15 protein-coding genes are annotated in these 14381 nt (G+C 71.6%); 6 read left to right on the plus strand and 9 right to left on the minus strand.

Annotation, left to right across the window (positions count from 1 at the left end):
- Positions 1 to 2: 2 nt before the first annotated feature.
- Positions 3 to 2210: a catalase/peroxidase HPI gene (gene katG, locus FDA94_RS02880; RefSeq protein WP_137245472.1), complete on the plus strand. Its 2208-nt coding sequence runs from the start codon at positions 3 to 5 to the stop codon at positions 2208 to 2210.
- Positions 2211 to 2282: 72 nt separating this feature from the next.
- On the opposite strand, the gene FDA94_RS02885 is transcribed toward katG, so the two are convergent.
- The 6 genes from FDA94_RS02885 to FDA94_RS02915 all read right to left on the minus strand — a co-directional run bounded on the left by FDA94_RS02885 (position 2283) and on the right by FDA94_RS02915 (position 6723).
- Positions 2283 to 2546 carry a hypothetical protein gene (locus FDA94_RS02885; protein ID WP_137245473.1) on the minus strand — a complete coding sequence of 88 codons (264 nt, stop codon included), beginning with the start codon at positions 2544 to 2546 and terminating at the stop codon, positions 2283 to 2285.
- Complete coding sequence (locus FDA94_RS02890; protein ID WP_137245474.1) at positions 2539 to 2892, minus strand: DUF6247 family protein; 354 nt, start codon at positions 2890 to 2892, stop codon at positions 2539 to 2541. The genes FDA94_RS02885 and FDA94_RS02890 overlap by 8 nt, the downstream gene beginning before the upstream one ends.
- Positions 2893 to 2918: 26 nt before the next feature.
- A complete protein-coding gene (locus FDA94_RS02895; RefSeq protein ID WP_212735163.1) occupies positions 2919 to 3470 on the minus strand; it encodes a winged helix-turn-helix transcriptional regulator in 552 nt (183 codons plus the stop codon).
- 102 nt (positions 3471 to 3572) lie between these two features.
- Positions 3573 to 4310 (minus strand): FadR/GntR family transcriptional regulator, encoded by a 738-nt coding sequence (locus tag FDA94_RS02905; RefSeq protein ID WP_246059483.1) that lies wholly within the window; start codon positions 4308 to 4310, stop codon positions 3573 to 3575.
- A gap of 125 nt (positions 4311 to 4435) precedes the next feature.
- Positions 4436 to 6013, minus strand: coding sequence for a glycan biosynthesis hexose transferase WsfD (wsfD, locus tag FDA94_RS02910; protein WP_137245475.1), 1578 nt, complete (start codon positions 6011 to 6013; stop codon positions 4436 to 4438).
- Positions 6010 to 6723, minus strand: coding sequence for a septum formation family protein (locus FDA94_RS02915; RefSeq protein ID WP_137245476.1), 714 nt, complete (start codon positions 6721 to 6723; stop codon positions 6010 to 6012). The genes wsfD and FDA94_RS02915 overlap by 4 nt, the downstream gene beginning before the upstream one ends.
- Before the next feature lie 169 nt (positions 6724 to 6892).
- On the opposite strand from FDA94_RS02915, the gene FDA94_RS02920 reads away from it, so the two are divergent.
- Both FDA94_RS02920 and FDA94_RS02925 read left to right on the plus strand, forming a co-directional pair.
- A complete protein-coding gene (locus FDA94_RS02920; RefSeq protein WP_137245477.1) occupies positions 6893 to 7396 on the plus strand; it encodes an exosortase/archaeosortase family protein in 504 nt (167 codons plus the stop codon).
- Entirely contained in the window at positions 7396 to 8763 is a 1368-nt protein-coding gene (locus tag FDA94_RS02925; RefSeq protein ID WP_137245478.1) for an XrtP-associated glycosyltransferase, read from the plus strand. The genes FDA94_RS02920 and FDA94_RS02925 overlap by 1 nt, the downstream gene beginning before the upstream one ends.
- 186 nt (positions 8764 to 8949) lie before the next feature.
- On the opposite strand, the gene wecB is transcribed toward FDA94_RS02925, so the two are convergent.
- On the minus strand, positions 8950 to 10026 hold the full coding sequence (gene wecB, locus FDA94_RS02930; protein ID WP_170990757.1) for a non-hydrolyzing UDP-N-acetylglucosamine 2-epimerase: 1077 nt from the start codon (positions 10024 to 10026) through the stop codon (positions 8950 to 8952).
- Positions 10023 to 10682: a LuxR C-terminal-related transcriptional regulator gene (locus FDA94_RS02935; RefSeq protein ID WP_137245480.1), complete on the minus strand. Its 660-nt coding sequence runs from the start codon at positions 10680 to 10682 to the stop codon at positions 10023 to 10025. The genes wecB and FDA94_RS02935 overlap by 4 nt, the downstream gene beginning before the upstream one ends.
- 208 nt (positions 10683 to 10890) lie before the next feature.
- Between FDA94_RS02935 and FDA94_RS02940 the strand changes: the two genes are divergently transcribed.
- Positions 10891 to 11568: a choice-of-anchor protein CoaP gene (locus FDA94_RS02940; protein WP_137245481.1), complete on the plus strand. Its 678-nt coding sequence runs from the start codon at positions 10891 to 10893 to the stop codon at positions 11566 to 11568.
- An 18-nt stretch (positions 11569 to 11586) separates the two neighbouring features.
- Here the strand turns inward: FDA94_RS02940 and FDA94_RS02945 are convergent, their stop codons facing one another.
- Positions 11587 to 12909, minus strand: coding sequence for a glycosyltransferase family 39 protein (locus tag FDA94_RS02945; RefSeq protein ID WP_137245482.1), 1323 nt, complete (start codon positions 12907 to 12909; stop codon positions 11587 to 11589).
- 55 nt (positions 12910 to 12964) lie between these two features.
- On the opposite strand from FDA94_RS02945, the gene FDA94_RS02950 reads away from it, so the two are divergent.
- Positions 12965 to 13744, plus strand: a complete 780-nt coding sequence (locus FDA94_RS02950; protein ID WP_137245483.1) for a class I SAM-dependent methyltransferase — start codon at positions 12965 to 12967, stop codon at positions 13742 to 13744.
- Positions 13744 to 14337 (plus strand): TetR/AcrR family transcriptional regulator, encoded by a 594-nt coding sequence (locus tag FDA94_RS02955; RefSeq protein WP_137245484.1) that lies wholly within the window; start codon positions 13744 to 13746, stop codon positions 14335 to 14337. Before FDA94_RS02950 ends, FDA94_RS02955 begins: the two co-directional genes overlap by 1 nt.
- Positions 14338 to 14381: the final 44 nt, after the last annotated feature.

A 14381-nucleotide genomic window follows, 5' to 3' on the forward strand; every position in this document is an offset into this window, starting at 1 on the left:
CGATGTCCGAGAACCACGACGCCATCGTCACCGACGCGAAGGACGAGGGCGCCTGCCCGGTCGCGCACGTACGCGCGGCCCACCCGACCCAGGGCGGCGGCAACCGCCAGTGGTGGCCGGAGCGGCTCAATCTGAAGATCCTCGCGAAGAACCCGGCCGTCGCGAACCCCCTCGGCGACGACTTCGACTACGCCGCCGCCTTCAACGGCCTCGACCTCGCGGCCGTCAAGCGCGACATCGCCGAGGTGCTGACCACCTCCCAGGACTGGTGGCCCGCCGACTTCGGCAACTACGGCCCCTTCATGATCCGCATGGCGTGGCACAGCGCGGGCACCTACCGCATCCAGGACGGCCGCGGCGGCGCCGGCGCCGGCCAGCAGCGCTTCGCGCCGCTGAACTCCTGGCCCGACAACGGCAACCTCGACAAGGCCCGCCGTCTGCTGTGGCCGGTCAAGAAGAAGTACGGCCAGAGCATCTCCTGGGCCGACCTGCTGATCCTCACCGGCAACGTCGCGCTCGAGACCATGGGCTTCCAGACCTTCGGCTTCGCCGGCGGCCGCGCCGACGTGTGGGAGGCCGAGGAGGACGTCTACTGGGGCCCCGAGTCGGTCTGGCTCGACGACAAGCGCTACACCGGTGACCGCAACCTGGAGAGCCCGCTCGGCGCCGTCCAGATGGGCCTCATCTACGTCAACCCCGAGGGCCCCAACGGCAACCCCGACCCGCTGGCCGCCGCCCGCGACATCCGCGAGACCTTCCGCCGCATGGCCATGAACGACGAGGAGACCGTCGCCCTCATCGCCGGCGGCCACACCTTCGGCAAGACCCACGGCGCCGGCCCGGCCGACCACGTCGGCGCCGACCCCGAGGCCGCCTCGATCGAGGAGCAGGGCCTCGGCTGGCGCAACACGTTCGGCACCGGCAAGGGCGCCGACACGATCACCTCGGGTCTCGAGGGCATCTGGACGACCAAGCCCACCCAGTGGACCAACGACTTCTTCGAGATCCTCTTCGGCTACGAGTGGGAGCTGTTCAAGAGCCCCGCCGGCGCCAACCAGTGGCGTCCGCAGAACGGCGCGGGCCAGGGCACCGTCCCCGACGCCCACGACCCGGCCAAGAAGCACGCCCCGACGATGCTGACCACCGACCTGGCCCTGCGCGTCGACCCGATCTACGAGCAGATCTCCCGCCGCTTCCTGGAGAACCCGGCCGAGTTCGCCGACGCCTTCGCCCGCGCCTGGTACAAGCTGACCCACCGCGACATGGGCCCGGTCGTGCGCTACCTCGGCCCGGAGGTCCCCAGCGAGGTGCTCCTCTGGCAGGACCCGCTCCCGGCGCGTGAGGGCGAGCTCCTCGACGCCGCCGACGTGGCGGCCCTGAAGGCGAAGATCCTCGACTCGGGCCTGTCGGTCCCGCAGCTGGTCTCGGCGGCGTGGGCCTCGGCCTCGTCGTTCCGCGGCAGCGACAAGCGCGGCGGCGCCAACGGCGCCCGCATCCGCCTCCAGCCGCAGGTCGGCTGGGAGGTCAACGACCCCGACCAGCTCGCCAGCGTGCTGGCCACCCTTGAGGGCGTCCAGGCCTCGTTCGGCAAGCCGGTCTCCCTGGCCGACCTGATCGTGCTGGCCGGTTCGGCCGCCGTCGAGCAGGCCGCCCGCGACGCCGGTTACACCGTCGAGGTCCCGTTCACCCCGGGCCGCGTCGACGCCTCGGCCGAGCAGACCGACGTCGAGTCGTTCGCCGCCCTGGAGCCCAGCGCCGACGGTTTCCGCAACTACTACGGCAAGGGCAACCGCTACCCGGCCGAGTACCTGCTGCTCGACCGCGCCAACCTGCTGACCCTGAGCGCGCCCGAGATGACCGTCCTGGTCGGCGGCCTGCGCGTGCTCGGCGCCAACACGGGCCAGTCGGCGCAGGGCGTCTTCACGACCCGCCCCGGCACCCTGACCAACGACTTCTTCGTCAACCTGCTCGACCTGGGCACGACGTGGAAGGCGACGTCGGACGACCAGACGGCCTTCGAGGGCCGCGACGCCGCGACCGGCGAGGTCAAGTGGACGGGCAGCCGCGCCGACCTGGTGTTCGGCTCGAACTCCGAGCTCCGCGCGCTGGCCGAGGTCTACGCGAGCGACGACGCGGGCGAGAAGTTCGTGGCCGACTTCGTGAAGGCCTGGGTCAAGGTCATGAACCTCGACCGCTTCGACCTGGTCTGACCTGAATCCTGAAAGGGCCGACCCGCGATCCACGCGGGCCGGCCCTTTCGGCGTTTGGGGGCCGCCGGGCCGTCAGTCCAGCCAGGTCACGCGGACGATCAGCACCAGCCGGAGATGGTCGGCGACGATGAAGTGCAGGAAGCCCCGCCCGCCGAACAGATCGAGGGTTCGCAACCCGCCGCCGTGCAGCGGGCCCCTGCCCGCCGTGGCCGCGTCTCGTCCAAGAATCGCGAGCTGACCGGCCAGTCGCTCGACCTCGGCGACGACCGTGGTGGGCAGCCCGACGGCGACGCCTTCGTGGTCGGGGTCGTACTCCCAGGTCCAGTCGTCACTCACCCGTGGCGTCACCACTCGCGGCGTCGGTGATCTCGCGGATCTCGGCCAGGAGGGCCGCCACCGTCTGCCGGTCGGTGGCGGCGGCCACCCGCTGCTCCAGATCGCGCAGGCGGGCGGCTTTCGCGGGGTAGCGGTGGATCGCCACGAACTCGCCCCATTGCCGGAGGAACCCGTGAAGGGGTGCGACGGTGCTCTGCCGCGCGGCCTGCTCCGTCGCCTGGTCGAGGTGCTCGACGAACTGACCCAGATGAGCTGGTGCGATCTGGGCCACCGCGGCCCGCAACGCCGCCGTCGTCAGCGGCGGACGAGGAATGAGGGCCTCACCATCGTGACGCGGAGTGGACATCGGCGACCTCCAGGTCGGAACTCATCTCACCGTATCGTCGCGCCGCCGTTCGCGTAGCGGCGGCGCATGATGGGGCCCGCGGCCGGGCCGGCCGCGAAGACGTGGTCGTCGCCGTCGGCGCGGGCGCCCGTGGTGGCGTCGACCACGACCGGGTCGGCCTCCAGGCCGGTTCGGCGGTCGAGGAGGATCATCGCGCGGTCGTCGGGGGCGAGCTGGGAGTTGCGCCAGGCGGCCATTGCGACCAGGACCGGCCGCAGGGAGCGGCCCAGGTCGGTCAGGACGTATTCGTGGCGCACCGGGCGGTCCTGGTAGGGGCGCCGGGCCAGGATGCCCCGGTCGACCAGGGTCTTCAGGCGGCTGGTCAGCATGCTCGACGACAGGCCGATGTTGGCCTGGAAGTCGTCGAAGCGGGTGTAGCCGTCGACCGCCGCCTCGATCGCCTTCGCCGCCGGCGCCCACGTGACCGACGACGGGCGCGACCACCACGGCCGGGCGGCGATCAGGGAGTGGCTCGGGCGGACCTCCGCCGAGTTCGAATACACCTCGACCCCGATCGGCGGCGACGACACCACGGTCACCTGCCGCGTCGAGGGGAACTTCCCGGGGAGCCCGGTCGACCTCGACTACCGGTTCGGGCTCGACGAGTCAGGCCGGATCTCCCGGCTGGAGATCGGCGTCCATTAGACCGAGCCCCACACGATGGGGGCGGCCAGCACCTCGGGGAATTTGCGTTCGGCGTATTTCACGTACTCGTCGATGTGGACGGCCATGGCCTCCGCCGACTTCTCGGGGCAACGGTCGCGGATCGCCTCGTAAATCTTCACGTGGGCGCGGTGGACGGCCGAACGGCGCACTTCGGGATAGTCGATTCCGATCGCGGAACCGTCGAGGATTCCCAGTAGCGCGTCGATCAGGTAGCCGAACATGGTGTTGCCGGAGCCGTGGGCGATGATGTCGTGGAATCGTTTGTTCTCGGCCAGGAACACGCTCTGGTCGGCGAGGCCGGCGCGCATGTCGTCGACGCTCGACTTCAGCGCGGCGAGTTGTTCGTCGTCCATTCTCTCGGCCGCCAGCCGGGCCATCATCGGCTCCAGCGCCGCGCGGGCCTCGGCGACCGTGCGGAAGGGCGCGTTCTCGAACTGCAGGAGCAGGGTCAGCGCGGTGACGAGGCCGGTCGCGTCGGGTTGCTGGACGACTGGGCCGCCGCCGGGGCCGGGCTTGAGCGAAAGGACGCCCTGGAGTTCGAGGAAACGCAGCGATTCGCGGAGGGTGCCGCGGCCGACTTCATAGGTGTCGAGCATGGCGCGTTCGGGCGGCAGGCGGTCGCCGATGGTGTTGCCCCGGCGGTTGATGTCGGCCACGATGCGCTGGGCTACCAGCATCGCCGTCTTCTGCGGACGCAGTGACACCTGAGCCATTTCTCATGACCTCCGAGAGCGAAACGCGAAGACGCCCTTCGGGCCCCGTTAGTTTCTCACATACGGGATGAGGCGGAGTATCAACGTTTTATCTCGCGCATTTGCGAAAGAATCGATGCGCATGATTAGTGGCGGTGCTGCCAGCGCGGAACGGGGCGCAGCCGGGTCAGCACCAGCGCCACGGCCGCGGCCATGACCGGGACGCACATCGCGGTGAGCCAGCTCGTCATGGCCATGTGCCTGACCGTCTCGACCCGGCCGTGGACGAGCACGACCACGGCGAACTGGGCCAGCGCGGCCAGCGGCAGGATCGCCGCCAGGCGTCCCATCGTCTTCTCCGACGGGGTCAGGGAGCGGCGGCGTACCACCAGATACCCGGCGCCGGCCGTGGCGATCCAGAGCACCAGCACCAGCAGCGGGCCCTTGCGGAAGACCTCCCAGATCGTCGAGTAGACGGCGACCCGGTGCTCCTGCTCGCCTTCCGGCTTCCCGGCGCCCTCCGGGTAGGAGCCCAGGTAGTGGGGGCGGAGCCCGGCGACGCCCTGGAACCCCCATCCGACGGTACGGACGGCGTGCCACGGATGCGTCGCGTAGAACCCGGCGACCCGGAGGGGGGAGGGGTGGGCGGTGCGGTGGTACCTGTCGGCGAGGGCCGCCCACGTGGGGTGCTCGCGGGGCAGTCCGGCGGCGGGGGCGAGCTCCGGGTCGAGGCCCAGCGAGGTGAGGTCGGCGGCGGCGGTCGGGTCGTCGTACAGGATGGTCTCGAACACGGCGCCGCGGTCGTCGAACCTGGCCTCGGTGGCGGTGTGGAAGACGCCGAGCCCGGCGATCCAGGTGGCCACCATCAGCGCCACGACGCGGCGGCCCCGCACCCAGAGCAGCGCGAACCCGATCACGGGCACGAACGTCACATACTCCGGCCGCGCCCCGACCAGCAGCAGCGCCGGGACCGCCGTCGCCAGCACCCTCGGCGCCGTCGGCCGCTCCCACAGCAGCAGCAGCGCCACGACCAGGAACCCGGCCGCCACGAGCGCGGTCGGCTCGGCGTAGGGGGAGACGAGATAGCCGGCGAACCCGGCGTCGGCGTAGAGGAGCCCGACCGCCGAGGCGAACCCGGCCCGGAACAGCGGCCGCCCCGGCGTGACCGCCACGAGCAGCCCGCAGACCACGCCGACGAGCAGCGCGAACAGCACCCCGAGCGCCCGCAGGTCGAGCGCGCCGGGGTAGCCGAGCAGCGGCGTCAGCCACCTCCCGGCGGCCTGCGTGAGCAGGGCGGTCGAGAACTCGGGCGGGCAGGTCTCACCCGTCCACGCGTGCGAGGTCCAGATCGGCTGTACGTGCTCCCACCCGACCAGCGCGGGGTTCCGGAAGTTGGCCAGCCCGAGCCGGCACGGCAGGTTCTCCCCGAACCCGGCGAGGCCGACAGGTCCCCCGAGGAACAGCCGGACCTGCATGACGGCCGCCCACACGACCCCGACCACCACCGCCACCAGCGGATGACGCCGAATCCCCGCCCGCCGAGCCCGCTTCTCGGCAGGTTCTCCGGCGTGCGTCGTGGCGCCGGAATCGGGCGCGGCCACGGACGCCGGTCGCCGATGAGACCTCTCCTTCCACGGCCACCAACGGTGCTTCGTCGAGCCCGGCTCTTCGGGGAACCGGTCGCCCCACGCCATGGGGCCCGGGTCCTTCTGGCCGAGGGTCACGCCGCCATCCCCTCGCGCAGGGTCCCGACGGTGATGCGGTGGTTCTCCTGGCCCACCCAGCACGACCGGTCGGGGCCGAGCCGGATCCGCAGGCCCCGCAGCCGCCCGGCGAACATCGCCGCGTTGGCGCGGCAGCGGTTCCTGGTCAGGCCCTGCGGCTCGACCCACTCCCACTCGTGCGGGAGGGCGCACTGGACGTCGCGGCCCTCCAGGTTGCAGCGGCGGATGGCCGCCGACTCGGGGCGGTTCATGATGCCGCGCAGCGGGGCCGTCAGGACCGGGCCGCCGTTCGGGTGCGTCGTCGGGACCAGCAGGTCGCAGCGGAGGGTGCGGTCGCCGGCCGCCCACTCGTCGGGGGTCGGGACCTTGCCCCAGACCGAGACGCCCCACTGGGCGTCGTGCGGGCCGGCGGCCAGGTAGGGGCGGATCGGACGGTAGTCGCAGCCCGCCGTGACCATCGGGACCAGCAGCTCGTGCGGGGGCCGGATCGGGGTGTCGGCCATGGGGCCGGTCAGCTGGGTGACCAGGTAGGTCTCCGTCTGGTGGGGCTGGGTGCACGGTACGGGTGGCCGGACGTCGCTCAGGGCGTACAGCTCCTCCGGCTGGGACATCACGTGACAGCTGCCGACGGGCATGGCCGCGCTCGGGTGCGTGGTCGCCGGGGCGGCGCACGCCGTCGCGAACAGGAGAAGCGCCAAGGTCTTGCCCACGGGACCTCCTCGGGGGCGTCAGAGAAAACTCGCGGCACCGTAACAAGCAGACCAGTCCCGGGGCGCGCGGGCGCGCGGTGACTGACCCTGCCGAGTGAGCCGTCACGCGCGGCGGAGGTGGCCGGACCTGAGCGAGGGCTAGGTTGCAGGTCGTTCAAGAGGGGGGAACATGGCCGTTCGGGTGGCCCTTTCGGGGGTGCTGGGGGTGCTGCTCCTGGCGGTGCTGCTGGTCGACGACCGGGTGCGGGGCTGGGAGGCGGTGCTGGCCTCCCACGTGGTCGCGCTGGTGGCGCGGACCGAGACGGCGGTCAACTCGGTGATGGCGATCCTGTCGTTCAACGAGGAGACCGGTGGCGCGGTCGGGCTGCAGATCTCGCCCGAGTGCACGTCCGGGTTCCTGATCGTGCCGCTGCTCGGGGTCACGATCCTGATCCTGTGGCTGTCGCGGCGGGCGGGCGTCTGGCCGCTGGTCGCGCTGGCCGTGGCCGTGGCGGTGCTGTTCGCGAGCAACCAGGTGCGCATCCTGGCCGTCGTGGTGCTGATCAAGGGGCTGGGCTTCGAGCCCGGTTACTACTGGGGGCACACCATGGTCGGCTCGGTGATCAGCGTGTTCGGCATCGGGGCGGCGCTGGTGGCGTACACGCTGCTGACGATGCGGGGGGTGCGGCGCTGATGGGGTATCTGCTCGGGTTGACCCAGGCGTTCGCGCTGTTCCTCAGCGTCACCTTCCTCACCTACGTCCTGACGATCGTCCGGCCCTATCTGCGGCAGCGGCCCGACCCGGCGGGGAACCCGGCGGCGTTCGAGTGGCACCTGTTCATCCCGTGCCGCGACGAGGCCGCCGTCATCGGGCCGACGCTGCGCTACCTGCGCGAGCGGTTCTCCCACGTCAACGTGTGGGTGGTCGACGACGCCTCCGACGACGACACGGCCCGCATCGTCGAGGGGATCGCGCGCGACGACGCCCGGATCCACCTGGTCACCCGCGAGCGCCCGGAGGCGCGGACCGGCAAGGGCGACGCCCTCAACGCCGCCTACCGCGCGCTCGACGACTTCCTCCCGCCGGACGCCGACCGGACCCGGCACGTGGTCTGCGTACTGGACGCCGACGGGCGGCCCGCCCCGAACATGCTGAGCGTGTGCGCCGGCGAGAAGCTGTTCGCCGACCCGGCGATCGGGGCCGTCCAGATCGACGTGTGGATGATCAACCGCGACGACCGCACCCCGTGCCCGGAGCGCGGCCGGTTCAGGAACGCGTTCGGGCGGCTGCTGGTGCGGATGCAGGACCTGGAGTTCCGCGGCCCGATCTCGGCGATCCAGCTCGGCCGGCGGCGCAGCGGCACGGTCGCGATGGGCGGCAACGGCCAGTTCACCCGGCTGAGCGCGCTCGACAAGGTCGCGAGCGGCGGGGAGGGGCCCTGGGGCGGCTCGCTGCTGGAGGACTTCGAGCTCGGCGTGCGGCTGCTGCTGGCGGGGGAGCGCAACGAGTACACCCCCGACACGTGGGTCGAGCAGGAGGGCCTCTGGTCGTTCCGGCGGCTCCTCACCCAGCGCACCCGCTGGGGTCAGGGCACCATGCAGTGCGCCAAGTACCTGCCGGAGATCTGGCGTTCGGCCCGGTTCAGCAGCCTCGGCGCGCTCGAAGTGCTCTACTACCTGTCGCAGCCGTGGATGCAGCTCCTCGGGACGCTCGTCTACCCGATCCCGATGATCTATCTGGCCGGACGGCTGATCGCCGACCCGGCCGGGATGAGCTGGTGGCTGGTCGAGGGCGGCTGGATCCTGTTCGCCGTCTACGGCACCTTCGGCATTCTGCCGTTCCTCATCTGGGGGCCGCTTTACTGGTGGCGCTGCGAACCCCGGGTCGGACTCGGCAGAAGCCTGCTCTACGGGGTCGTGTACGCCTTCTACATTTACAATTTCTATCTCACGTCATGGCGGGCCTTCTGGCGGATCATTCGCGGCCGGAGCGGCTGGGCGAAAACCCGGAGAAACGCCGAGACCCATGTCGCGGGCGCGCCCGTGGCCCGGGAGAGGTGAATTCCCGGGCCATTTCGGCGGCTATCGCACCTTATGCATTCTGAACAGCAGCGCGCCGCCCACGATGAGCACGGCCGCCAGCGCGATGATCACCGCCAGGTGAATTCCGGTGAACGGCAGAACGGTCAACGGGACACCGGTCTGCCAGCGGGGACCGTGCCCCCAGGATCCGTACACAATGACACCTCAGTTCTCGGAATGGATGAGTTCGGCGCACGCCCTCGCCACGCGGGCGGCGGCGTGGCCGTCGCCGTAGTGGCAGGGGGCGACGTGCCTGACCCGGCCGGCCACGGCCGACTGGAGGAACAGACCGGCGGTCTTGACGACCAGGTCCTCGTCGGTGCCCACCAGGTGGGCCCGGCCGTCGTCGAGGGCCTCGACCCGTTCGGTCGCGTCGCGCATGACCAGCACCGGCAGGCCGAGCGCGGCGGCCTCCTCCTGGACGCCGCCCGAGTCGGTGATCGCCAGCGCGCTGACGGCCAGCAGCCGGGCGAACTCCCGGTAGGGCAGCGGTGGCACGCACCGGATGTTGGCCCGGGGCCGCACCACCTGGTCGAACACCTGGCGTACCGCCGGGTTGAGATGGGTGGCGACGACGAAGTCGACGCCGGGATGACCGGCGGCGAGCCGGTCGGCGACGCGGGCGACGCGCCGCATGGGCTCGCCCCACGACTCGCGCCGGTGCGCGGTGAGCACCACCAGCGGCCGGTCCCGGGGCGCGGGCCGGTCGGCCAGTACGGCGGCCAGCGCGTCTATCACCGTGTTCCCGGTGACCAGCACCCGGTCGGCCGGGATCCGCTCGGCGAGCAGGTTCGCGCGGGCCGAGGCGGTCGGCGCGAGGTGCAGGTCGGCCAGCGGCGCGATCAGCCGCCGGTTCACCTCCTCGGGGAACGGGGTGGCCCGGTGGCTGCGCAGCCCGGCCTCGACGTGCGCGACCGGAACCCGCCGCAGGTACGCCGCCAGCGCCCCGCCGAACGCCGACGTCGTATCCCCCTGGACGACGACGAGATCGGGCCTGAGCTGCTCGAACACCGCGTCGAGCCCGAGCACGACCTCGGCGGTCAGCACGGGCAGGGTGGCCGCCTCGCGGCGGAGCCCCCGGGAGACCTCGGCCCCGAACAGCGCGAGCACCTCGCCCACCACCGCGCCGTGCTGTCCGGTGTGGACCACGTCGACCTCGGCGAAGGCCCGCAGCGCCGGGACGACCGGCCCGAGCTTGATCGCCTCGGGCCGGGTGCCCACGACCACGCAGACCCGCTTCACCAGCCGCTCCCGGTCCGCGCGTCGCCGAGCACGACCGCGATGGCATGGGCCCGATCACGCGCGCCGATCTTGCGCAGGATCGACTTGACGTGGGTCTTCACGGTCTCGTGGGCGATGCAGAGCCGCCCGGCGATGGCCCGGTTGTCGAGGCCCAGGATGATCTCCTCCAGCACCTCGTGCTCGCGCGGGCTGAGGTCGAACCGGGTGCGCCGGCCCCCGCGCCCGGCGGGCGACCGGCCGAGCCGGTCGTCGACGATGACCTGGCCCTCGGCCACCCGCTCCAGGTGGAACAGCAGGTCCTCCAGCGGCGAGGACTTCAGCAGGTACGCGTGCGCGCCCGCGTCGAGCGCCGCGGACGCCAGGTTGACGTCGTCGACCGAGGTGAGCACCACCGGCATCACGCCGGGATGCTCCAGGCCGATCCAGCGGCACAGTTCCAGGCCGCAGTCGTCGCCGATCCGCGTTTCGCAGATCACGATTTCCGGTATAAGCCGAGAAATCATCCGGCGGCCTTCCGCGCCGGTCGTGGCGGAGGCGGCGACCGTGAATGCGGGGGCCTGCCGGAGAAATGCGCGCAATGCGAGATGTGCGAGCGGCCCTTCGTCGACGACGACGATTTGGCACGTTTCCCGGCGGACGGATCCGCGTGTCACCATTTCGGCTCCTGTTCTTCGACGCTCAATGTAACGAGCGAATCGAGGCGTTTAGGGGCCGCAACACTCACTCTCTGGAGTGAACTGACAGGTACCTTACTGTTTCCCGCTGGGCGCACGCATAACTTGGAGCATCATCGACTTATACGGGAAGCCCGCGGAGGGCCTGCACATGTTTCTCGGACGTACTTTCGCCATTTCCGTCGCGGCGGTGACGACGCTGCTCACGGGAATGACGAGCACGGTCCACGCGCGCAGCGACACGGTCAACGCCTACGGCGCGTCGATCAGCCTGCCGCTGGGCCTCGACTTCGGCCCCGCGCCGGAGGCCGACCTCGGCAACCAGAGCGCGTCGGTGGCGTCGATCGGCGTCGGGACCGTGTCGACCGGTGTCGTCGCGGTGGAGGTGGAGCAGAACACCACGGTCGGGACCGAGGCGGCGCGGGCGTCGGTCGACGGCCTGAGCGCGACCCTGCTCGGCATCGGCGTCAGCGCGGGTTCCGTCCGGGCGGAGTGCACCGCGACCGCCGGCCTGCCGACGACGGGCTCGACGACGCTGGCCGACGCGCAGGTCCTCGGCGCCACCCTGGCCGGCAACCCGGCGGCGAACACCTTGATCCGGTTCCCGCCCGCGCTGCCGCTCATCGAGGTCCGCCTCAACGAGCAGATCACCAACGACGACGGCGGCCTGACCGTCCACGGCATGCGCATCCTGGCGCTGTCGGGCGTCGGCGACATCATCCTGAGCTCGGCGACCTGCGGCCCGGCCACTCTGGACCCGCCGAACCCGGTGCCGCTCGCCTCGGGCGCCGGCCTCTACCTGGCCCTCGGCCTCACCGCCGCCGCCGGCGGCACGCTGCTGCTGCGCCGCCGCCGTCAGCTGGTCTGACGCGTCGGGGTCCGCCCTCTATCGCCTCTGGTAGAGGGCGAACCAGGAGTAGCCGAAGTCCTTGAAGTAGCGGGCCTTGTACTTCTTCTGCAGGTCGAGATAGCTCTGGTCGGTCTCGACGAAGGCGCTGTTCTGGTGCTTCCGCCCGCCGGACACCACCCAGACCCGCTCATACTCTCCGATGTCGCGGGGCCGGAGTTCGATCAGTTTCCGGTACGGCTCCGCGTACACTCCGGCGAACCACGTGTAGTACTCGTCGACGTACAGAACCGCGTCGCCCGGTCGCTGCCGTTCGGACAGCGCGGCCGCCATCGACCGCAGGTCGTCGGGGCGATGGTCGGGCGCCCGCAGCCACAGGTGCTTGGGCACGGTCAGCGCCGTGAGCAGCGCCAGCCCCGCCCACGCGAGCGGCTTCGGCCGCAGCCGGTCGAGCCCCGCCCCGGCCAGCAGCGCCAGCGCCGGGAGCGCGAACAGCACGTAACGCGGGCTGTAGATCGGGTAGACCAGCGAGATCAGCATCGACAGCGGGATCATCAGCGCCCACGGCACGGCCACCCGCCCCAGCGCGCCCCGCGCCCCGAAGACCGCCAGCGCGAGCAGCGGGACCATGCCCCATCTGCTGCCCATGACCTCCTGGGCGAACGCCGGCAGCGCCTCCCACGTGGGTGAACGCAACCATCCGAGCTGGGTGTCCCGCTGGAAGGCCGCCGTGACGGCATACCCGGAGAGCCCCAGGCCCACGAGCAGCATGCCCTGGAGGAACCGTTTGCGGTCGGGCGCGATGAACGCGTGCGCCACCACGAGCAGCAGCCCGTACACGTGGAAGAGGCCCAGCACGAGGATCGTGAGGCGGTAGGGATACTGCTTCTCCCGAGGGGTCACCAGCAACCAGGTCGCCAGCACCGCCAGCGCGGTCACGATCGCGTATGACCTGACCTCCTGCGCGTACCGGGTGACCATCGGCAGGACCGCGAACACCAGCCCGGCCAGCAGCCCGGCCCGCGTCGAGGCCAGCTGGCGTCCCAGCGCGACGATCCCGTAGGCCGCCCCCGCCATGGCCAGGACCGAGGGCAGGCGCAGGGCGAACTCCGACGTGGAGATCCACGCCACCGGCCGCAGCAGGTAGTAGTAGAACTGGTGCACCCGGTCCATGTGGCCGAGCAGGTCCCACAGTTCGCCGATCGGCCGCGAGGCGGCCAGCGCGGAGACCGACTCGTCGCGCCAGAACGACGGCACCCAGACGTTCCACAGCCCGACGAGGAGGGCGACGACGGCGGCTGTCGCCTCGGCGCGCCGCCTGGTCAGCGGCGAGGCCGGCGCTTCGGTCAGGGCCATCGTCATGGCGCTAATTCATACCACTTGACCATTCGGATGCTATGAACGTACGTTCATGAACATGCGTTCATATGTGGTGAACACCCACCAGGCCGAGGCCTGGAACGGCTATGAGGGCGCCCACTGGGCCGCCCACCCCGACCGCTACAACGCCGTCAACGACGCCTTCAACCCCTACCTCCTCGACGCCGTCAGGCCCGGCGACCGCGTCCTCGACATCGGGTGCGGCACCGGGCGGACCACCCGGCTGGCCGCGCGCACGGCGGCCTCCGCCACCGGGATCGACCTGTCGGGCCCGATGCTCGCCACCGCCCGCGAGCTCGCGGGCGAGGGAGAGATCGCGTTCGTCCAGGGCGACGCCCAGGTCCACCCGTTCCCCGATTCGTCGTTCGACCTGGCTCTCAGTAGATTCGGGATCATGTTCTTCGGCGATCCCGCCGCCGCCTTCGCCAACATCGGCCGGGCCCTCGCGCCGGGCGGGCGGCTCGCGTTCCTGTCGATGCGCGGCTACGGCGACCTGGCCTCGGTCGTCTCGGCCCTCGGCCTGCCCGCCCCAGAACCGGGCGCCGGCCCCCTCGCCCTGGGCGACCCCGAGACGGTCGGCCGCGTGCTCACCGAGGCCGGCTTCGCCGACGTCACCGCCCGCCCGGTCGACGCGCCGCAGAACTGGGGCGCCGACGCCGCCGACGCGGCGGCGTTCCTGGGGGCGTGGGGGCCGATCAGGCACCAGGCCGGAGACGGCGCCGCCGAGAGGCTGCTCCCGGCGCTGCGCGCCTTCGAGACCCCCGGCGGCGTGCTGCTCAAGGGCGAGGCGCTGCTGGTCGGGGCGGTGCGGCCGTGATGGCGCCGCGCCGGGCACGGGCCGTCGACGCCGGGGTGGACCTGCGCGACCACCTCATCGGCGCCGCCGCACGGCTCATCGCCCGGCGCGGCGCCGCCGGGCTGACCGTGCGCGAGATCGCCCGGGAGGCCGAGGTGGCCACCGGGGTGCTCTACAACCACTTCGCCGACAAGGAGGAACTGCTCGCCCTCGGTCTGCACGGCCATGTGCGGGCCGCCGAACGCGACCTGCCGCCGTTGCCCGCCGACGGCGAAGAGGTGGGGCGGGCGCTGCTTGCGTACACCAAAAGGGCTCTTGACCTGCACCTGGTCATCGTTCCCGCGTTCGCGAACCTGGCGCCGGAGGTGCTCGAACGCTTCACCGCGCTCGGCAACCCCGCCGCCGGCGGGCAAGGGCTGCGCGACCAGCTCGCCGCGTATCTGCGGCGGCGGCGGGACGCGGGGGACATCGCCCCCGGCGCGCCGGTCGACGCCGCCGCAACGATGATCATCGGAGCCTGTCACGAGGTCACCCTGCGCGTTCCGGCGGCCGTGCCCGAGGGGTTCGCCGAGGACCTGGTCACCATCGTCCTCGACGGGATCCGGGTGCGGTAACGAAGCCCGCGATACAGTCGTGTAATGGTGCGAAGCTCGTTGAG

Origin of the sequence: Herbidospora galbida, from assembly GCF_005233835.1 — a bacterium.
GTDB lineage: Bacteria > Actinomycetota > Actinomycetes > Streptosporangiales > Streptosporangiaceae > Herbidospora > Herbidospora galbida.

What these genes read in the sequence shown, in the direction of transcription:
- FDA94_RS02905 (WP_246059483.1), bottom strand. Translation starts at nt 4,310, where the DNA reads ATGGCTCAGGTGTCACTGCGTCCGCAGAAGACGGCGATGCTGGTAGCC.
- FDA94_RS02955 (WP_137245484.1), top strand. Translation starts at nt 13,744, where the DNA reads ATGGCGCCGCGCCGGGCACGGGCCGTCGACGCCGGGGTGGACCTGCGC.
- FDA94_RS02890 (WP_137245474.1), bottom strand. Translation starts at nt 2,892, where the DNA reads ATGTCCACTCCGCGTCACGATGGTGAGGCCCTCATTCCTCGTCCGCCG.
- FDA94_RS02945 (WP_137245482.1), bottom strand. Translation starts at nt 12,909, where the DNA reads ATGACGATGGCCCTGACCGAAGCGCCGGCCTCGCCGCTGACCAGGCGG.
- katG (WP_137245472.1), top strand. Translation starts at nt 3, where the DNA reads ATGTCCGAGAACCACGACGCCATCGTCACCGACGCGAAGGACGAGGGC.
- FDA94_RS02950 (WP_137245483.1), top strand. Translation starts at nt 12,965, where the DNA reads ATGCGTTCATATGTGGTGAACACCCACCAGGCCGAGGCCTGGAACGGC.
- FDA94_RS02920 (WP_137245477.1), top strand. Translation starts at nt 6,893, where the DNA reads ATGGCCGTTCGGGTGGCCCTTTCGGGGGTGCTGGGGGTGCTGCTCCTG.
- FDA94_RS02935 (WP_137245480.1), bottom strand. Translation starts at nt 10,682, where the DNA reads ATGGTGACACGCGGATCCGTCCGCCGGGAAACGTGCCAAATCGTCGTC.
- FDA94_RS02925 (WP_137245478.1), top strand. Translation starts at nt 7,396, where the DNA reads ATGGGGTATCTGCTCGGGTTGACCCAGGCGTTCGCGCTGTTCCTCAGC.